Consider the following 20,794-nt stretch of genomic DNA (forward strand, 5'->3'; position numbering starts at 1 on the left):
TAACAGATTATTCCAGAAGATGTGCGGATCTACAACACGGCGACAAGGGAGGTGGAGGAATTCACGACGTATGTCCCTCGCCTAGTCCGCGGCTATGTCTGTGGAATTACGCCCTACGATCACGTCCACGTGGGGCATGGGCGGGTATACGTCTTCTTTGACATGTTTAGGCGGTATCTCGAAAATCTTGGCTACGAAGTGAGGCTCGTGATAAACTTCACCGACGTGGACGACAAAATTATAAACAGGGCACGGGAAGAATTTGGACAAGAGGCATACCGGCGGTGGAAAGAGGTGCCGGAGAGGTACATAGCCGAGTTTTTCGAAATGTCAAAAAGGCTGTACATAAAGCCGGCGTCTGCCTACCCCAGAGTCACAGAACACGTGGGGGATATGGTGGCGTGGATCTCCGCCCTCGTGGAGAAGGGCTATGCATACGTGGCGCCCGACGGCTCTGTATATTTCGAGGTGGGGAAAGTGCCTAACTACGGCGTCCTCTCCAGACAGAAGATCGAGGAGTTAATCGCAGGGGCCAGGGTGGAGCCCGAGCCGGGCAAGAGAAACCCCCTTGACTTCGCCTTGTGGAAAAGCTGGAGCCACGGCGAGCCTTGGTGGGATTCGCCGTGGTGCCCCGGCAGGCCTGGCTGGCATCTGGAGTGCGTCGTGATGTCCACAAAGCACCTCGGCGTGCCCTTCGACTTCCACGGCGGAGGCGCCGACCTCATATTCCCCCACCATGAGAACGAAATAGCAATAGCCAAGGCCTACTTCGGCGTTGACAACTTCGCCCGGTACTGGATCCACGTGGGGTACCTCACCGTCAGGGGGGAAAAGATGTCGAAGTCTCTGGGCAACGTAATTACGCTGAAGGAGGTGCTGTCTAGATACAGCGGCGAGGCCTTGAGGCTGGCCTACGCCATGAGCCACTACCGCAAGCCAATGGAATTCTCCTTTGAGCTCTTAGATCAAGCGGAGGACATGGTGAAGACCCTTTACACCGCCTACGACGAGCTGAGCCAAGCCGTGGCAGACGCAGGCGAGGAGGACAGGGAGAAGCTGGACTACGGGAGGTACGTGGAGGCGTTCTACGCCGCACTGGAGGACGACTTCTCGACCCCCCAGGCGGTGCAACAGCTATATGGGCTGGCCCGTTACATAATCTCCACCGTCCTGCACAGGGTGGACAAGGTTTCGCGCCAGACGGCGCTTGACCTCCTCACGCAGTACGTCAAAATGGCCGACGTGCTCGGCGTGCTGGAGAGGAGGGAGGTTCCTAAGGAGGTGGACGAGGTGGTGAAGGCGGTGGTGGAGGCGAGGACAAGGCTGAGACAAGAGAAGCAGTACCAGCTCGCGGACTATTTGAGAGAGAGGCTTGCCGGGATCGGGGTGGAGCTACACGACTTCGGCCAGAGGACTTACTACACCTACAGAAGAAGGCTATAGCCTCCTCCTCAACTCCTCGACGAATTTTCTAATCCGCTCGACGACCTCCCTCACGTCCTCCTCCACCTGCTCGAGGCTGGAGTACTTGCTCAAAACGCCGCTTTCATCCAGCCCGTTGTACTGAACCTCGTGGAGGCTGAGCGCCAGGGCCGTTAGCAGAACCACCTCGTCGCCGTAGGCCCTCCTCAACACACGGGCCGCCTCCCACATCCTCCCCGTGGGCATCAGGGCTATTACCCAATCTGCCAGCTCCACCTCAGCGCCCTCGCGCGTAGCTACTCTCCCCCTGTATTTCGCAGTCATTAAATCTCTCGCCAGCGCGGCCGCCGCGGCGAGGGCGGCCTTCCAAGCCTGGAAGGCCTTCCCAGCCGCGTTTCTATGCAACCCCTCGTCGAGAAAACGCAGAGCCAAATCAGCCTCCGCCAGCGCCTCTAAGAGCCTAATCTCCACATAGCGCCTCAAGTCCCGCCAGGGATGAACTATCTGCACAGAGGACGTCTGCCAAGCGCTTTAATAAGCTTAATGCCCCCTCACGCCCACATGTAGACGTTTATCCGAGACTTGAGAGATCTGGCCTGCCTATAACCATTTGTTAGACTATACGCCGTAATACAGCTCTGCGGGTCTGAACGGCATTGTATGGCGGCGGTTTAGGCGCGTGCTGGGGGCTGGCTAACGCTGTGAGGCTATCCACGTCCTCACTATCGTCAAGTATCAAAGTTGCCCTACCTCACTGTCTCCACACGTATCGAACCTCTGTAGATCCCCATTAGTAACGCCTCCACCGGTTTGAGCCTCTTCTCCGCGGGGTCTGGCGCCAGGCCCAGCTGTTCCATAGTTACGGAGCCCAGTAGGTATATATCACGGTCGCCGAAGACCGCGGGAGTTGCAGAGGCTCTGAAGCCCTCGACATCTATCCCCACCTCGCCCACGCGCCTCTCCACAACTCTGCCGTCCGCCAGCCTCAGCCTAGCCACCCTCACCGCAGAGACCCCAAGACTCTCCAGCAACTCCGCTGGCATCACCGTATAGGTCGCTCCTGTGCCTACTAACAGGTCAACCTCCACTGCTTTTGCAGGGTTGTGGATATTCCACACCCGAGCCCTTACAGTAAACGTGCCCACGACACCGCCATCCGCCAGATTTATATTGCCTGCGCCTCCAAGGCCCTCTTAACAGCCTCTCTGTGCAGTGGTGTCTGCCACGCCACCCGCCTCCCCACGCCTATCTCCGGGTCATGCGCAGGCGGAGGGGCGTCTATCCAGAGCCGGGAGTCTCTATTCGGCAGGTGGAATATAACAAGATTCCTCTCGACGAGTTCATCTATAAGCCCCTCAGGCGCGTCGCCGCTCCAGAGGACGTCTGGATCCTCCACCGCGCGCTCCAGCCAGCTACGCCACTTCTCTACAAAGCTACTAGTGACCCTCCCCCGGGCCGAGACGTCTTCTACAACATCCGATGGATCCCACCCCGCCTCGCAGAGCTTCGCAAGAGCTGAGGGATTGCCGCCAGTTAGCCTCCACACGTTGCCAAAGGCGGGCTTCTCCCCCGGCACGCGGTCGTACAGTTGCCTAAATCCTTCCGCCGACATGTTCCACATGACCCTCAAATCTGCCCATCTGTGCCTACCGATTTCTCGCAGAGAGACGCCCTCGCTCGTCGCGGCGACCGCTACAATAACATCGTAGTCGCCGGGCGGGTATTCTATAAGCCCCAACATCCCCTTTACATAAACAGCGGCTTTCTCAAGGCCGATAGCTTGAAAAACATCATCGGCTAAGACGGCGAGGCGTCTCCTGCCACCTCTAATTAAATCCCTCGCCAGATCTAAAGCCGCCCAAGCAACTCTGCTCCAGACGCCCTCCGACGCCTCCCGCACAAGCTCTAGAAACCTCCGCCTCACATCAGGCACCTCAACCTCTGCGAGAAATACACGCTCCACAGGATTTATGTAAATTACGTCAAATCCAAACCACTTTAACAACTCGGCGGCTTGAATAAGCCACGCAGATTTGCCGCACCCCTCAGGCCCGTAGACCAGCTGCACAAACCTAGTGCCGCGCTCCGCCCACTCCTCCACCCACCTCAGCCCCAGCTCCCTATCCACAAACTCCACATAGACGCCCCTGGCAAACCTCAGCCTAACCCTCTCCACACATACACCCACAAACAGCTATATTAACTTCAAACACCCCGGCCGCGCACCCAGCATCGCCGTTTAACACACCGCCGTAAGCTTGTCCGCAAGCCACAGCTTTTTAACCTGACGCGGAGTTGGGCTATATGATCATCAAAATTAGGGTCGGCGTATTCAACCCAGCCGCGCCAGAGCGGGTCGTTGAGGTAGAGGGCGTGGTAGACACGGGGGCTATATATGCCCCCTTCCACTCTCCGGGCGTCCCGGGGGGCACGGGGCCCCGGATCGTCCTTGCGGACTTCCAGGGCGGGGCCGCCCGGAGGGTTGGCGCCGCCCCTTCTGCAAGAGCGTATTGGGCACGGCTTCGCCTCCCGGTGCCCTCGCGGGAGGCGGGGCGGGCGCCAGCTTGCCCATGTGCGTAGAAACACACCTCCTATTTATGAATTAACGTGTGGCGTAGATGCGGCCGCGCCGATTCCGCTTTCATCAATTCTAGTTTTTGATTTGGAACTGGCCTCGGTGCCTCCCTCCCTCAGTTACAACGGCATGTGGACAGTTCTTAATTACACAGAGGCGGTGTAACATCCCTTCTACATTTTTCCTGACTTGATGCCGTACGTTTTTCCTGAATCAGGAAGATTGTCCGATGTTAAGTCAGGTAAAATGTAGATAGGGGAGTTGAACGTAAGGCGTCACGGTGGAAAAAAGGGGGGAGTATTTCACGGAACCTCTTCTGGGCCCAGTGTATAGGCACTTCATCGCGCTGAGCCTCAAAGCCGCACTGACACCTCATCCTTCTGTTCGGTAACTCCTCCATCTTTGCTCCGCATCTGGGGCATATGGTGGAGTACAGCCTCAGCTCTGCGTAGGGCACCCCGTGCCACTCGGCAAGCTCCCTCAGCCTCTTCACAAGCCTCCCCACATTGAGATACTTCTTGACGTTTGACTTTACCCTATCGCCTTTCTTCAGCCCCCGTATAGATTCGTCCATGGGCTCGTCCACTACGACGGCGGCTCTGTACTGCACTGCGAGTTTTACAATCTTCTTAACAGCCTCAATACTCCACTGCCTCCACAGCCGCCAGAGGCGGCTCTTCGTCTCCACGGCCTTTCTGCAGTAGGCGCCGCCTTTTGTGGAGCAGAGGGAGTCCAGCCTGGCGATCTCCCTCTCCGAGCGGCCTATGCGGCCGAGATCAGGCCTCAAGATGCCCTTCTGCAACACCTTATCCTCCTCTATGGTGGCTATCACTATGCCGTTGTGGAGGGCGTTGACGTCTACTACGAGAAGCCGCTTGGGCTGATATGGCGTCACCTCTCTGTAAAAGATGAGCGCCACGTTGAAAGTGGCGATGTTGCTATTCCGCCGCTTGCCCATCCACGCTAAGGCAAACTTCAATTGGGCGCCTTCCCTTAGCCTCTCCTCAATCCATTTGATCTCTGTTCTCCTCAGCCTAATCACAATGGTGTTGCCGCGCTCGCCACTCCACTTTCTGATTTTGATCGCCTTCTCTTTCTGTTTCCCATCTCTAGATTCGACTAAATCCACTAGGACACCGCGGCTATTGTCACCCGCGTTTTTGTCCAACCTCATCTCTGCGTCGAAGGGCAATGGCACTTTCCAGATGCCGTTTTTCAATCCGTTAACCGGAATTAGTTTCATCGCATACTTTAGCTCCTTGGCGAAGTACTTCAGCGGGTTCTGCTCTGGCATCGGCGTTTTGAATCCGCTCTTGTACCACTCCGTTGCCCATTGTCTAAACCTCTCCTGCACCTCTAGAAATCTGGCCAGCTGATGCGGCGGTATCTCCTCAACCCTCCTCTTTACCACCAGCGTCCGGTAGCCCATGTCCCGCTACGCACACCTCCACACGTGGAATTGACGTCCCACTGCTGTGGCCTCAGCCCGGCGGCGGTCTGTCCGTATGTACAACAGCGCAGTTTTCCGAGCGGCCGCCGGTAGTCTCTGCCAGAGGCGTAGAGGCGTTGGCCAGCGGGGCGCCCATGAGCTTTGCACACCTCGCCGCCGCCATGGGCTCCTCCACCGGCTTGTCTCGGCGTCTGGCTCTGGGGAGGAGGGGCGGCTTCCTGGGCGGCCTCCTCGGCTTCCTCTCGGCGTACGGCGGGTCGAAGACCGCGTGGAGCCACGCCTCCCACATCTCCGCCAGCCGCCTCCTCCGCGTGTAGGCCAGGATGATGAAGACGTCGGCCCTAAGCCCCCTCCTTGCCGCAGAGGAGTGCCCCCGGAGGTGCATGTAGACGCGGTCGTAGTAGCCGCCCCGCTTGCCGACGCCTACGTACGCCACCCGCCCCCCGGCCACGGCCAGGTAGACGTAGTAGACAGCCCCCACGTATACACCAGGGTTTAAAGCCAGCTACAGCTTTCAACTCCCCCATATACATTTTACCTGACCTTACGTCAGATGTTTTTCTTGAATCAGGAAATACATACGATACCGAATCAGGAAAAATGTAGAGAAGGCAGTGGAAAGTCATAGCTGACCTTAAATTTTGATTTATACATGACCGTAATCCACTACGTCTACCCCACCATAGCCAGGCGAGGGGTGGCGTATGTGAACATCGGCAAGCAAGATCGCCATTAACCTAAACCCGGATGAGTGGCAGAGATCCTACATTAAGCCGGGCAACCTCAAGGTCAGGATCGGCAGCGAGCTTGTCAACATCACGGACTACCCCGCCATCCCCGGCACCTACGGCTTCTATCTGGTGGACGACGAGGGCGTCGTGGCGAGGCCTAAGCAGTTGGTGAGGAGGGGAGAGGCGGCGGAGTTCATAAGCAATAGGCAGTACGCCGCGGTCATCGGCGGCAACAGCAACGCCGGGGCCCGGGCCTCCGCCTTCGACAGAGAGCCCATACCCAGGATGTCCAACACCTACCTAGAGCCGGGGGACTGGAAGCCCGGCGAAATCATCAGCGACACGAGGCGGGGCATCTACATGGTCTCCTACACCGAGTGGAATATAAACGACACGAGGTACTCGGGGAGGTACGGCATCCTCGAGGGCTATCTCATTGAAAACGGCGAGGTGAAACACCCAGTAAAAGGCTTCGTGGAGGTGGACACCCCAGAGCTCTGGGGCAACGTAGACGCCGTGGGGAGAGACTTCCAGCTCTTCGTAGGGACATGCGGCAAGGGCAACCCCTCCCAGGGCATCCCAGTCACCATGGGAGGCCCCACCTTCAGAAGCAGAAGCCTCAGGGTGGTGACATGATACTCAAAATCCTCGCAGGCAGGCTAGACGAGGCCACCGTGGTGAGGAGAGACGTGCTCGAGTCGCTCGGCGTAAAGCCATTGAGGAGGCGTAGATTCAAGGCATTCGGCGGCTACGTGGAGAGGGACGTGGGAGAGGCCGGCCCCGTCTTAATGGGCGAGAGGCGGGGGTGCCCGTGATATTCGGAGAGGCTGACGTCGTCGGGATGACGGCGCTTGAGATCTTCGGCCTAGAGGTCGACCCCGTGAGGGGGACTCTTAAAGAGGCCGAGTTGTTGCTCCTCTAGACAAACCTGCGGACAAAGGCCAGGAAGAGGCCTCCCGCTATTCCTAGTACAAGGGGCTCTATCTGCCTCAGCGCCTCGGCCGCCGCGACGTTGGGACCCCTCCCGGCGGCTAGGTCTCTCTCCACGAGGTATCTAGCCAGTAGAGCCATAGGCGTCGGGGCGCCCGTGTAGAGCCTCGATATCTGATCGACGAGGCCCCAGTCGCCGGTGGCGGCGGCCCTCTCCATTAGGTACTGGAAATAGGGCCGAGCCTCAGGCGGCAGAAGGCCGAGGGTTTTATTCGCCGCGGTGTAGCTCCCCGGCGGCGCGGCGTAGCCGACGAAGACGGACCTGTTCACAACGCCCATGTACTCAACGGTGATGTTGTAGCTAACGCGGCCCAGCCTGTCGAAGTCGCCGATCACCTCGACGCGCGCAGGTACCTGCACCCCGCCCAGCAGAGCGTATGCAGAGAAGCCCCGCGGGGGAAACACGGGTAGGCCCCTTATGGTGCCCAGCCTAGTGTAGTTAACCCCCACGGTGAGCGAAGCCCACCGCACAGACGCAGACGCCTTAGTTGTATTTGTGTATGCTGTGAAGACGGCGGCGCACGGCCTCGCGGAGCTGTACTGAATAGTTTGGTTAAGCCTCACAACCCCTTTGTACACCCCGCAGCCGGAAACACTGAGAAGCACAGACGTGTCTATACTGGGGTACACATGGCCTATCACAGTGATGTTTACCGGCGCGCCAACCGGCGCCAGAGAGGGCGCCGAGATGGTGACGTTGACTCGGTAAACCAGCAAGGTAGTGTAATTCACATAGGGGCCTAGGGATATAGAGACGTTGTAGAAGCCAGGTGAGCTAACGCCGGGAACCGCCAGAGAAAATTCCTGGGTTCCGGGACCCACGGAGACGAGCTTAGACACGTTTAGCGATGTGTTGAGAGGGGCATCTATATACAAATTCTCGGGGGCTCTAATAGTAACGTTGAGAACAAAGGGCGTGCCGACCTCCGCCGCGACCGGTCGGGCCAATATGCCCAGCTGAGGCCTCCTAATTTGAACCACGCCAAAGCCGTAGTTAATCACAGCTACTCCATTAGAAACCTCAACCTCCTCTATAAATTCTGCACTACCAGACACCTCTTTATTGAAGATGATGTATGTGTAGTTCTGCGTAGTGACTCTAAGCAAGACAGACGCCGCCTCTCTGCTACCGGATATACGCCACTGTAGTAATGTTGCATTAACCGCAGGCGGGGGGACGTGCAGATGCTTGTCAAAGGTGCCGAACGAGGTCACAAAGCTGAAAGAAATGTCGGTGCTGTACCGCGCCCTAGCCGAGATAACTGTCGAATTAGAGGCGCAACCACCCTTCGCCACTTTCAGCGTTACGTCTGTGCCGTTCACCCTAACCACGTAGAGGGCATCAACCGAGGGGTTGCACACATCCACGACAACCTTGAAAAGACCTCTAAACTCGCTTGGGGTAACCACGCCGTTAATAAGCTCAACCGAAAGTCTAGGCCTCGGCAACTCAACATAAGCCGACTTCTCCTCACCAGCCACGGCATATCTAATAACAACGACGTCGCTGTAGGTGTAGTTCAGAAATATGTAACCGCCATCAAAACGCGCCTCGCCCAACGGCCTAGGGTCAAGAAATTTAATTGGTATATCATCTCTGACCTCCATGTCAAACTTAACCATAGCCCATATAGACGCCACGCCTCCCCTAACCACAACCCTCACAAGCTCCAAGGTTGCGTTAACCATAGGCACGTCAATCGGAAACTCTCTACGCAACATGCCAACAGAGACAGACACGGTAGCCTTGGCTCCAGGTCTAAGCGTTATTTCCGTTACGTAAGGCCCGCCCGTGTAGTTCCCTCTTTTTTCTCTTCCGTCTGCGGTGATAGAAACTGTGCCCCTAAACCTAGCCCATGGAGGGACGCCGCTTAAAGTGATATTGACCTGGTACACCACCGACTCATTTTCAAATCTCCGCGGTAGGAAAGCGACGTCTAGAACAGGCCTAGGCACGTTCACCACCGCCGCCACATAGCCCCTGTAGCTAAGGCTGACATTCGCCGGTAGCTCCGCCACGTCGTATAGAGACTCCTCAGATCCGTATTTCACAAGCAAGACGCCCCTCCCCTTGTCGAGGTCGTAATCCAGCGAGTAAGCCGGTTGAGACAACTGTACTGCGCCCACCACCTCCCCGCAACGGACCGCGACGAACCCCGCGGGATCCGCCACGGCTCTAAACGGCACCCCAGCGACGATGGACGTGTTCCTCGGCACGTAGATCTCCACAGGTCTTATCTCCACGCCGTGGCCCGAGCCGTTTAAGACGCAACGCACGTCTATCGGATTGGGGTTAACCACGGTTACGTTCAACACCCCGTAGCCGCCTCTGCCAAGGTACAGCGTCTTTGGGGAAACCTCCAAGCCGAACTCCGTGAGGTTTAGGTAGACATAGGCCCACGAGCCGTTGTACTCCACCCTAAGGACATATGGCCTCAACCCGCCGGAGAAGGTGTAGCTAGCGAACCCCTCTCTGAAGTCGACAACTGTGCCGTTTATCCTCCCAGCCCCAACCGCCCTCTGGAAGCCGTATTCTGCATATATCCTCACGGTGACGTTGCCACTGTAGTAGACACCGTCCACCGCCCTGGCCTTGAGGACGCTGTAGTAAAAAGCCACCCTCAGCCTGGCGGTGTTGCTGGAATTGTTCACAAGGGCCACCAGAAGCGTGCCGTTCGCCAGAGATACGTCGCGGCCCAGCGCCACGTTAGACACGACGCTCCCCGCCCCCCCGCCGGAGATCTCAATCCTCAGAAAGCCGCCGGGAGGCGCCGATATGTTGTAATAAACGGCGCTGTACCCCTCGACATCGGGGTAGTCATACGCCGCCCCCGGCCCCACCTCAACCTGCCTGTACCTCGGCTTGTAGACAACGCCCCCCAGCTCCACTCCCCCCGCCAGCGCCAGGAGGAACCCCACGTACATCTTTGCCGCCCCCTGCCCCGTGGAGAGGGCCGCCAACACGCCGTCCCACTGTTGCGCGCGCTCTAGATACCACGCCAAAGGCGCGCTGTACTTATACCAATCATACACCCTGTCCTCCCCCAAGCTGAAGGGGTTCTTCTCGTACAGCCCGTCGCTGAAGTACATGGGGGGGAAGTAGTAAACCTTGGTGGCCACGGAGGCCATTGCCTCCGGAGTCGCCTCGTCGATCCAGAAGTAGTCAAAAATGTTGTGGAACCTGGCGAAAAACATATGGGCCACTTCGTGGAACGCAAGCCTCTCGGTGTAGCCAGGCCTAAACTCCTGCTTTAAGACACAACCGTTGCCGAAGTACGTGGCGCCGGGGTACTGGGCAGAGGCGTTGACGTAGACGAGGTACTTGTCACCACTACAAGGCGGGAGAGGGGCCAAGCCCTTCCCCGTATAGTAGCTGTAGGCCTTCTCCAGGTAGTTGGCAAGGACCGCGTCGTCGGGAGTCACGACGAAGTGTGTCGACGCCGCCACGGACGCCGCAACGGCGAGAACAAGCAGAAACAAACGCACGGACCCGCTACCGCCGCCAAATATAAATATAACCCGCGGAAAAGGCGCCATGAACAGAGCCGCTGTGGCCATGGCGGCGCTAGCCGCCGTCTTAATAGCCGTATACTTCGCCCTACAGCCCACCCAGCCCCCCTCCCCACAGCCCACAACTACGCAACCACCACCCACCACCACGCCGCCTAGGATCCCGCAAACCTCGACAACCCCAGCAACGGCCACCACCTCTACAAACACCCCCCAGACAACCACAACGCAGACCTATACAACAACCGCTAGGGCCCCCATCTACCTGCCGAAGATCGAGGTGCAGATAGTGGCGCCTAAAGTGGTGAACACCACGAAGCTACCCTTCCAGATAAACTATACCATAGTTATTAGAAACGTCGGCAACGGAACGGGCTCGGTGGACGTCGCCGGCTCCATCCGCAGGCTGGCGCCCGGCGAGGAGGCGAAAATCGACGCACACATGACGGCGCGCAGGGCGGGCCTCCACACGGTAGAAGTCGACGTCAACGGCACTAGATATACAGGGGTTGTGGCTGTGTACTACTACGCCCCCATGCTCGTAGCGGAGCCCCTGGCGGTAAACGTGACGTCGCTCCCCACAAACGTTACGCTCAGCGCAAGGATTAGAAACGTCGGCAACTACACGGCGAGGGTGGCCGGGGTAGAGATAAGGCCAGGAGAGGAGAAGACGGTAAACATTACAGTCGCCATAGAGGTAGCTGGAAGCACCATGGTAGAGGTAGAGGGCGTCAAGATACCCCTCTCCGTCTACTATCTCGTCCCTAAGCTAGAGTGGAGAATAGGCGGCCCCCCCGAGGTGGAGGCCGTGCCCGGGGAGACGTACCCCGTGTGGCTCTGGGTTAAAAACACAGGAAACGCCACAGCCGAGCTGTCAATCGACGGCAAAAACTACAGCCTAGCCCCCGGCAAGGGGCTAAACACAACAAAGATCGTCACCGTAGACAGAGCCGGCGTCTACGACGTAGGCTTCCAGCTGAAGGGCGCTGTTAACGCCACAGTTAAGCACACCCTCGTCGCCAAGATAGTGGCTCCAAAGGTAGAGCTAGTAATCTGGTCACCCGAACTCAAAAGAAGCTGGCCCCTCCCCAACACCACCGACGAGACTACTCTCAGCGTTGTGGAGAAGACAGCCACGCTGAAGTGGGGATATATAATATCCACAAACGCCACCAGACGAATAGTGACGTTGATAGTGGAGCACCCAGACGGAGTAGATAAAATCCGCCTCGCGCCGGGCGAGACGGCGTCTAAAAACTTCACCACCACGTCACAAGCCCCTGGAAGCGCCGAGGCATGGGTAAAAATAAACTCAACACTATACAAGCTAAAGACATCCCTGCAACTAACACCACTCAAAATAACCATAAGCGATGTGTCAAAGATAGAATTCTCTGATAACAGGCAGATAGAGGTAAAAATAACATGTCAAACTCAGGAGGGACCTCGGGGACCTAACATCAAGATCTTAAGCGTATCAGGCACTCTCACATATACGTCTGGGGGGCGCCAGATATCTGGTACCCTAAAGGCGTACTGGGGGTCTGAATACAGCGGTGACTACAGAGGCGAGATAAAGGACAAGTCTGGGTGGCTTTTGGCCAACATATTTGGATACAGTATATATATAGAATTTACAACATCTCCCCTTGCAGTCACTAAGATACTAATAAATGGAGAGCCACGCAACTGTGAAGTTCCTACTTCGCTTGCCCCCTCTATCTTCTACGCAGAGAAGCCCACCGCTACGGAAGTGTCTGCTACCGAATACGCCGTGAGGCTAGTTTCGGCTTTCGCCAGGACAGACAGCGAAAAGCCGCAGTCGGCGACATGGAACGGGGAATACGTCGAGGTGCAGACGCGGGACGGGACCACTCTGAAGGTGTACTTCGAGAGTGGGAAAGTTAGGATAGAGGGCCCCCTCACGGCGAGTCTCGTCATATCCTAATAGTAGAGAAAACTTTTTAAAGACTCCACATTCAGAGTGTTATGCATAACCAAACAAAGACAATCCTGGCAGTCCTACTACTAACAGTCCTAACTACAGTGGCATACGCCCAGTACGGCCCCGGACAGGCGCTACCCTCCGTCTTCGACGTAATATTGCAGATAAACGACGCAAGGGGGGCCTACGGCACCGACTACGACCTCTGCACACCCTGGCCCAAGGGCCTCGCCAACTTCCCGCCATACAAATTCGCCGCTGGCAAAAACTTCACCTTAATTATAAGAGAAACCGCCTCCTCTCCCAAGTACCCCTCCGTATTCCAAGACTTTAGAGTATCCGCCGTCGGCAACGAGACAGGCTTCGTCAGATTCAACATAAACCTGCCGGCCGGAGTAGACGTCACAAAGAAGACAAGCTGGTACGTCGCAATAGTGGTTGAGTGGCCGAGACCAGGCACCTACTTCCTAGTATACAACCAGACCTTCACAGACACAGCCCTCCTAGAGGTAATCGGCAACCTCAGCGGCAGGCCAGAGCTCACAGGCACAGAGGTATACACGGGTCCCTGGGGCGTCTTGACGGTAACCAACGGCGCCGGCAGATTCGGTAACCTCTCTTCTAGCGTCATACACACATTTTACGTTGGTGTAAACACGCTGGGCAAGCCCTTCGCCTTGACTTTCACCAGGACGGTCACGATTGCGGGGAGCACCATAACACTCGATGACAATATAGGTCCCAGGAGCGGCCCAACAGACTATGTAAAGCAGTACGATCCAATGGTGACGGCGGTGTTCGGTCCCTTCACCTACCTAGCCACCTACGTGACGTCTCTAGGAAAGGCTGGCACCAGCCCATCTGACTACAGTGTGAGCATAGATCCATCAAAGGTGAAATATGATCACTACGTCTACATAACCATCGAGGGGAGCAGAGGCGTCGTTATAAAGAGCAGAAACGACCTATTTACGACGAGTGGAGCGCTGAGGTATGTGGCACTGACACTGAACAAGACATTGGTAGAGGCGCCGATGTCTTGTGGGCTAATTATATGGAACATGACGCTTTACAAGGTAACTGTAAACGGGTTGCTTGACCTGAAGGGTAACCCAATCTTTAACCCAGAGCACTTCCGCTACAAGATACAGATGAAGTTGGGCGACGACTGGGTAACATTTGACAGGGCACAAGCCACGTGGAAGGCAGGAATAAACAGGGCGATTGATGTAATAGCAGAGCTATGCGGCCCGTTGCCCAGTACCATAACTGTTAACGATATCACCACCTATATCAGGAACTGCGTCAACTCGTTGAGAGCCCAGGGCAAGACCTTTAGAGATGTCGTACTTGCCTTCTACGACCCAGTTACTGTAACAAGGCTAGGCGGGCTACTTTCACTGACTAATACTGACAAGGAGATATCTCTGGCGGACTTAACTACGAAGCTGGTGGTGGAGTACTACTACGCCTCCCAGCAAGACACGGTCAACGCCGTAGTTCTTGAAGTAGCGCTGACCGAGCCCGGTGACTACAGCGGTGTGTTGAACGTATCCATTCTACCTGTGCAGATTAGACTGTGGAGGTGGAGTAACAACTCCCTACCGCCGGCGGTCCCCAACCCAGCAGAGTACTTCTACACAGATCCTCTAGACTTGGCAGGCCTTAGATTTGTCGTGACTGGAGACACGATGCAGATAGACAGGATGGCTTACGACGGCGCCGTGTCGTACGACCCGTGGCTAGGGCAGATAGTGTGGACCCTGCCGCCGTATCAGCCCATCCCCGGCGTTGTGGGCAACGCCAAGCTGTCGCTACCCGTGTTATTCAACGCAAGCGGCTACTTGCCCATGCCTACATTAATTGCAAACTTAACAAAGATAGGCGGCAGACTAGTGATCAAGTACTTCAACTACAGCGACGCCTTAGCAAATGGCGACTTCTTTGCTAAATTCTCAATGGGGGTGGTTGGTAGCTATGCGTACAAGTTCAGGATATACAAGGACGACGTGCTTGTGGGCACCGCTAATGTGGTTGCTTACTACCCGGTGATTAACAGCAGTGGATTACTCTACCACGCTAATGCATCAGACGCACTGCAAGCCGTGCCTGACGACAGACCTAAGGACATGTACGATGTGCAAGTTCTATATCCGCGTGGGATAATGGCTAGGTTCTACGACAGGGAGCACGTAATTCACATAGCTATCATTAGAATTTTCCAGAACATATTAATGAGAGATGCCTGTGGAAACCCAGTCACTGGTATATCTGCTGGGCGTGCTGGAGCGAGCTTGACGCTGGTCATGAATACCGGTGGCAAAAATGTCACTATTGCTAGGCTACCAGTGGGTAGCGAGGTGCCAGTAGATATTTTTGTGCCTATTGACGAGTGGGGCAAGCCGCAACTTGATCTAAAAGGTGGCTACATACAGGCCTACGCCGTGCTTAACTACTTCGGCTACACGCTGTACCCGGTAGACAACCGCACTAAGTTGCCTGCTACCTCGCCAGTGTGGTTCAACATACCTGTCAAGTTCGGAGTTGTGAGGAAGCCGGTGATGTACCTGCCTATAGCGCCGCTCTTGTTCAGAGTTTGGAGTCAAGTAGCATCTGTTGATTATGATCCGGTGAAGGAGCCATTGATGGGCTTCGTTGTGAGTGTTTACAATAATGCGACTAAGTCGATTGAAAGATTTGAAATCGGGCGTAGTATTTCAAATAAAAACGGTATGGCCTATGTGCCAAATGTGCCATTAGGTGTTTACATAAATGTTACTGTTAGGACGATAGTTCCTAGGGATGACAGAAGATGGCCATATACATATGCTCAAGTTCAAGCGGGTAACGATTATGCATCGTACGCCAGAGCATTAGGATTTTCCCCAAGTGTAGATGTTTATACACTTGGCACTAGGGGAGTAATTGATAGTGGAATACTTGTATTCAACAACACTATGATACTAACATCAGAGAATGCCACGAAGTTTATATGTCCTTCCAGTTATACAGACACAAGGAAAGTAATTAACCTAACAGTGGGTGTTTTCGACTTAGTAGTGAGGGTGTTCGACAAGACAGGTAAGTATATACTGAGGAGCCAGCCGGTCTTCCTCGGGCCGTATCCACAGGCCACGAGGCCTGTACTACTCAACGTCACGTTGCTCCTGGCTGATGACTACAGCCCGTACCACTATGCTTCTATATGGAGAGACTTCAATATTGGCGACTTCAAGATCTTGACCGACTTCCGCGTTATTGGAATCACCGGTATGAGGAGCATATACCTCAACCTAGCCTCTAAGTACCTCAGCGAGGCACAGAAAGCCTTGGGCTGTCCTAGGTATACAGTTGCCAATTACTCCGCAGCCATCAACGCTTATGCGTTGGCGGCGATGGCCGGCTACGTGGCTAACGCCTCAACTGATAGATACGCCGCGGTTTATCTACTCACGTCTCAGCAACCCAAGGACATAATTGACGTGTGCCAGATGAAGCCGTATCAGGCAGGTGCGGCGGAGATAGCGAGGCTGTTCATGAAGGGCCAGAGGCTGAGGTTCGTAGTGTGGTACATGGGCCAGAAGGTCTTTGACGACTACGTGACTATTACCGGGCCGCTTGTGGACATAAAGGCGGATGTGTACCCAATCAACGTGACAACATACACGAAGAGTATGCGCCTACCGGTAGATACTTTTGTGGGCTTCACACTGACCGACGTCTACGTCGGCCTGGCGCTGAACAAGACCGATGGCATGTTCGCCAATAAGACAATTGTGCCGCAACTAATCGCTCCGTTCAACGACACTTACAGCACATACAGTCTTCAGTACTTGCTAACTAATGAGCTTGCGAAGTCTGCTGGTCAGCAGTTTAATGACAACGTCACAGCCTTCGTGGACAGTAACAAACAGGGACCGTGGCTGTACGGCAATTACACGCCTGCCCAGTTCGGTGGTGACTTTGTATATCTGCCAAACATAGCGTTGCTTAGAAATGCCACAGTTGCCAAGTATCAATTCACCACGCTAAACAACTACACAACTACGACAATTCAGAATAGAGTTGCCAACGACATTCCTGCCGGTAGCGGCACGATACAAATCCCGGCGTCCCAGTCCGTAAATATAACTTTAAGAGGAGCAAAAATTGTACTGGACCCGGCATCTAATTCAACTTATATAATGCTTACTGCGTACAACGGTACTGAGAATGGCAACTTAGTACAGCCACAACTGAACATAACAGGTAAGTTAGTGTCCATCAACGGCACACTATATAAGCCCTACAACGATACGATCAACGCCAACTACACAATTCAGGTTGTTGCCAGCGCCAAGTGTGGAAGTATTAGGATTGTACCCGGATCGAACGATATTACGGTGAATATAACCATCACCGCTGGATCATGCCCAGCTACTGTGACATATAGTGCTGTGAATAGGTCCTACACATCCATGGTGCTTGTGACAACCTCTTCACCTGGTGCAGAATATGCAGTGAGCTTCGACAGATGGTTCTCGGTGCCCTATGACTGGAGCCTGGCACAGTACAACGTGCTGTACCACGCGACTAACGTCGTCGAGCGGAATGACATATTGCGCGTGCTGACTTACACCGGCGCTACAAAGATTTGTGCCACGCAGACAGGTGCGGCCGCTGTAGGCGAGGACGACGAGTACACATATGAGCTACAGCTCTCCGGCTTGGAGGTGCCTAACTACCGTACGCTTGAGGTTGTTCTGCCGTGGAAGACCTCTGGTGGAGGAAAGGCGCTTGTAAATATAACGGCCTACTTCGCCAACAACGACACCAAGATTGACTCCGTAGTGTACAACCTAACCGACATACTGAGCGGCGTCAATGGTACTATGACTTTTGTAAGGTTGTCGCTTAACTTCGGCAAGGTCGGCGCCAAGGCCTATGACATTGCTACCTCTGGTGCGACCGTGCGGTATGTCATAACATTCCAGATGTACGATCCGAGGAGCGCTCCGTTTAGCGCCTGCGCGTCGAAGCTAGTACCGCTTGCCGCTAATTACAAGACGGTGTCGATGTACGAGTGCCAGATGCCAGTTGCGCCCGGAGTGCCTGAGCGTATTGATCCGCAGACCGTGGTGTACTACATTGATCCAGATCTCTCCGCCATGAACGGCTTCGGCGACACCTTTAACAAATATGGTGGATTCGGGACGCCCATTACCTACGTCGTCAAGTCTGGCGAGGTTGCTCTGTTGCCGTCTTGGTACTACAAGACCTCCGTCGCAGGGTCTAGGATTGCGAGGATTTGGATAATCGCCGCGAGCTCCGACCCGTCGCAGGGACCGGCGCTTGGCACTAAGTACTACAGCTGGACTGTGAAGGACGACAAGGTGAGCATCAACGTGTACAAGTTCGAGAAGTACCTGGTGGTCAACTACGTGCCTAATGTCTGCCCAGCTGGCTGGACCAGCCAGACATTCCTAGACGAATTCGACGGCTCTGGCAGCATAGTCGGCCTGGGCTTCGGCACGTCTGGTACGAGTACATTGGTGCTTAGCAACTACACCAAGGTGAATATGTGGAACTCCACCGACATGTGGCTGGCGGGCGGCGTGTTTAAGTTGCCCACGGTGGCGCTGGATGCCTTGACTGTGGAGAACGACGCGAAGTTCCCGATTGTGGTTGCTTCGCTGTCTGTGAAGTACGGCGACTACAAGTACTCCATACCTATGTCGCCTCTGCGCGTTGACTCCGGCAAGACGGCGACGGCCCTGCTGAACGGCTACGGCTTCGGCAGGACGTACATGTTCAGCGTGGCCGACGTGTGGAACTTCAACTTGGTGCAGCCGAACTACCAGTACGGCCTCAATGTCTACCACGCGGGTCTGTACGACGCGGCTAAGTACTTCGGCCTAGGCGAGGTTGACGTCACGAAGTATCTACGGCCGCTGGAGTCTAAGTACTACGTGCAGAATGTGCTCTACGCAAGCCACGCCGAGACGTCAGACTGGACTTACAATATACTCGGCGGTAAGATCACCGAGGTCACAAAGGGCAAGTGGGGCGACTTGACCGTCCAGTCCAGCGACACCGACTATAAGTACGTCTTCAGCTACCCGACGCTTCCACTGGCTGAGATACGCGACTGGAACGACAGGCCGCTTGCCAACCAGACAATAGCGCTGTTTGACAGAAATGGCAGGCTCTACGCCGTGGTGTACAGCGATAGTAGCGGCAGGCTGGTGTATCCACTGCCCGACATATCTGCAATCGGCTTGACTAACGTGGTGAGGGTGTCGTGGTACGACGGCTACATCGTTGAGTTGCTGAGAGGGAAGCCCGAGTTCACGATATGGATCTACGACCAGCTAATCCAGAGAGACGTCACTGAGCTAGGCAACGCGACGACGAACTCCAAGATAAGGACGTACGTCTATCCGCTGACTGTGACTGTGAAGGACGACGCCGGTAGGCCGCTGACTAACATGTATGTGAAGGTTGTAGACACCTCGACAATTGGCCAGCTGGTCAATGCGGCTAACAAGACCGGCGCCGACGGCGGCGCCCAGGTGGTAGACCTCAGGATTTCGAAGTACTCCAGCGGCGTGCTGTCGCAGGTGCCCGGCACCAGCTACTACTACTACGTCTATGACCCATCTGGTGCCTTAGTGGCTGTTGGTAGGTTTGAGATACAGAGGGGTGCCTCGGTGCCGTCGACTGGCTGGAACGTGGTTGCTACTGTGAGGTACGCCACTGAGATACCTGTGAAGAACAGCGCCACGAGGGGCTACATCCTCGTGAAGGGCGTCGAGTTCCTCAACGGCACGAAGAGCGACGTGAAGATTCCATTCACCGTGAGCGGCGGCGTGATGACTCTGCAGGGCAAGGTGCCGGTATCTGTAGAGTACCCGGTCGACATATACGTCACCCACGTCACGCTGGGCGGCCAGGAGGTGCCGGTGAAGGGTGGTCAATTCTTAGTGTTCAGCGGCAAGACTACCGACCTCCTTGCCGGATTGGATTTCGCCGAGCTGGGACTCACTGGTATAGTAACTATACAGGCTGTCGACGCCACGGGCGCTCCGAGGTCTGACTGGACTGTGCAGATACTATACGGCAACATCACCGCGGCGCAGGGCGGCGGCCAGGTACAGGCAGTGTTGCCTAGGACAGACGTCCTTGACCAGCCGTACACAATTAAGGTAATCACCAACGCAATTACCCCCGACGGCAAGGCTCTGGTAAAGACTCAGACACTGGAACTGATGCAGAAGGCCTACGCACTGCAGATACCGGTGTCCACTGTGAAGGCTGTTGTGCAGGTCGTTGACGGCTTTGGCAACGTGAGGAATGACTGGCCGGTGGTTGTGGAGAACATCGCCACTGGCATGGGCCAGATCACCACCGAGCTGGTAGACGGCGAGAGGTACGTGGCTAGGGCAACGGGTCTCGGCTTCACCAACACGACGACATTCACCGCCAAGGGTCCGCAGATGGTGGTTAGGGTCAAGATACCCACTGGCAAGCTTGTGGCGCAGGTTGTAGACGGCTTTGGCAATGTGAGGAGTGACTGGACTGTGAATGTTGTCGGCGTCACCACCGGTCAGGGCACAGTTGGGCCGGTCGAGGTGCTGGCTGGCCAGTACACTGTGAAGACTTCGGTGTTTAACAAAGAGTTTACACAGGCTGTGAATGTTGGCGTTGGGCAAACCGCCACCGCAACTATACAGGTGCCGACTGCTAAGCTGAGTATCACCGCTGTTGACGACGACAAGAAGCCGATTGACAACTATGTGACGTATGTCGGCCTTACTGGTCCGCTGGCCCTTGAGTTTACCAGCCCGCCGAAGAGTGTCGAGGTGCTGGCTGGTAGCTACCAGGTCAAGGTGTCGGCTCTGGGTAAGGACGCCACGGCCCAGGTGACGCTGAATGCGGGCGATGTGAAGAATATACAAGTGGTTGTGCCGGGCACAGCTGGCCTAGACATCTTTAATACCAGGATACCGTTGCCCACGCTTGTGCTTTACGCACTTCTGTTGCTAGTGGTGATTGTGATACTGGCGATATTGATAATTGAGTACAACAACTGGAGGAGGAGACGCCTAATGCAGATTCTCGCCCCGCCGAAGTAAAAACCCTCTTTTTTCTATATTACTCCTCTACTTTTTTAACCCCTCTCGCCTCTTTCT

Annotated in this window: 11 protein-coding genes and 1 pseudogene; 6 read left to right on the forward strand and 6 right to left on the reverse strand. The window is 55.5% G+C overall.

Annotated features, from left to right (window positions below; all coding sequences use genetic code 11):
* Window positions 1–21 precede the first annotated feature (21 nt).
* The gene (gene cysS, locus P186_RS10715; RefSeq protein WP_014289509.1) at window positions 22–1,443 is read left to right on the forward strand and encodes a cysteine--tRNA ligase; all 1,422 of its coding nucleotides are present in this window, start codon (window positions 22–24) and stop codon (window positions 1,441–1,443) included.
* Here the strand turns inward: cysS and P186_RS10720 are convergent.
* From P186_RS10720 to P186_RS10730, 3 genes are all read right to left on the reverse strand, one after another.
* Entirely contained in the window at window positions 1,438–1,932 is a 495-nt protein-coding gene (locus P186_RS10720) for a PaREP1 family protein (protein ID WP_014289510.1), read from the reverse strand. The two genes, cysS and P186_RS10720, sit on opposite strands and share 6 nt — an antisense overlap.
* Before the next feature lie 236 nt (window positions 1,933–2,168).
* Window positions 2,169–2,567, reverse strand: a complete 399-nt coding sequence (locus P186_RS10725) for an aspartyl protease family protein (protein ID WP_014289511.1) — start codon at window positions 2,565–2,567, stop codon at window positions 2,169–2,171.
* A gap of 20 nt (window positions 2,568–2,587) precedes the next feature.
* Window positions 2,588–3,598, reverse strand: coding sequence for an ATP-binding protein (locus P186_RS10730; RefSeq protein ID WP_148682990.1), 1,011 nt, complete (start codon window positions 3,596–3,598; stop codon window positions 2,588–2,590).
* A gap of 128 nt (window positions 3,599–3,726) precedes the next feature.
* Between P186_RS10730 and P186_RS14100 the strand changes: the two genes are divergently transcribed.
* Window positions 3,727–4,002 carry a hypothetical protein gene (locus P186_RS14100; protein ID WP_014289513.1) on the forward strand — a complete coding sequence of 92 codons (276 nt, stop codon included), beginning with the start codon at window positions 3,727–3,729 and terminating at the stop codon, window positions 4,000–4,002.
* Between the two features lie 227 nt (window positions 4,003–4,229).
* Here P186_RS14100 and P186_RS10740 read toward each other — a convergent pair whose 3' ends face one another.
* The gene (locus P186_RS10740) at window positions 4,230–5,426 is read right to left on the reverse strand and encodes a zinc ribbon domain-containing protein (RefSeq protein ID WP_014289515.1); all 1,197 of its coding nucleotides are present in this window, start codon (window positions 5,424–5,426) and stop codon (window positions 4,230–4,232) included.
* Between the two features lie 52 nt (window positions 5,427–5,478).
* A complete protein-coding gene (locus tag P186_RS10745; protein ID WP_014289516.1) occupies window positions 5,479–5,928 on the reverse strand; it encodes a hypothetical protein in 450 nt (149 codons plus the stop codon).
* Window positions 5,929–6,208: 280 nt separating this feature from the next.
* Here P186_RS10745 and P186_RS10750 point away from each other — a divergent pair.
* Both P186_RS10750 and P186_RS14395 read left to right on the forward strand, forming a co-directional pair.
* Window positions 6,209–6,814 (forward strand): annotated as a pseudogene (locus tag P186_RS10750) (TldD/PmbA family protein); the annotation flags it as partial.
* Window positions 6,811–6,993 (forward strand): hypothetical protein, encoded by a 183-nt coding sequence (locus tag P186_RS14395; protein ID WP_237179401.1) that lies wholly within the window; start codon window positions 6,811–6,813, stop codon window positions 6,991–6,993. The pseudogene P186_RS10750 and the gene P186_RS14395, both read left to right, overlap by 4 nt.
* Window positions 6,994–7,096: 103 nt before the next feature.
* Here the strand turns inward: P186_RS14395 and P186_RS10760 are convergent, their stop codons facing one another.
* The gene (locus tag P186_RS10760) at window positions 7,097–10,654 is read right to left on the reverse strand and encodes a hypothetical protein (RefSeq protein ID WP_148682991.1); all 3,558 of its coding nucleotides are present in this window, start codon (window positions 10,652–10,654) and stop codon (window positions 7,097–7,099) included.
* 49 nt (window positions 10,655–10,703) lie between these two features.
* Between P186_RS10760 and P186_RS10765 the strand changes: the two genes are divergently transcribed.
* The gene (locus tag P186_RS10765; protein WP_148682992.1) at window positions 10,704–12,626 is read left to right on the forward strand and encodes a hypothetical protein; all 1,923 of its coding nucleotides are present in this window, start codon (window positions 10,704–10,706) and stop codon (window positions 12,624–12,626) included.
* A 41-nt stretch (window positions 12,627–12,667) separates the two neighbouring features.
* Window positions 12,668–20,737, forward strand: a complete 8,070-nt coding sequence (locus P186_RS10770) for a hypothetical protein (protein ID WP_014289520.1) — start codon at window positions 12,668–12,670, stop codon at window positions 20,735–20,737.
* Window positions 20,738–20,794 lie beyond the last annotated feature (57 nt).

This window comes from Pyrobaculum ferrireducens (assembly GCF_000234805.1).
GTDB classification, from domain to species: domain Archaea; phylum Thermoproteota; class Thermoprotei; order Thermoproteales; family Thermoproteaceae; genus Pyrobaculum; species Pyrobaculum ferrireducens.

Coding starts and splice junctions, on each gene's coding strand:
- P186_RS14100 (WP_014289513.1), top strand. CDS start 3,727: ATGATCATCAAAATTAGGGTCGGCGTATTCAACCCAGCCGCGCCAGAG.
- P186_RS10740 (WP_014289515.1), bottom strand. CDS start 5,426: ATGGGCTACCGGACGCTGGTGGTAAAGAGGAGGGTTGAGGAGATACCG.
- P186_RS14395 (WP_237179401.1), top strand. CDS start 6,811: ATGATACTCAAAATCCTCGCAGGCAGGCTAGACGAGGCCACCGTGGTG.
- P186_RS10765 (WP_148682992.1), top strand. CDS start 10,704: ATGAACAGAGCCGCTGTGGCCATGGCGGCGCTAGCCGCCGTCTTAATA.
- P186_RS10770 (WP_014289520.1), top strand. CDS start 12,668: ATGCATAACCAAACAAAGACAATCCTGGCAGTCCTACTACTAACAGTC.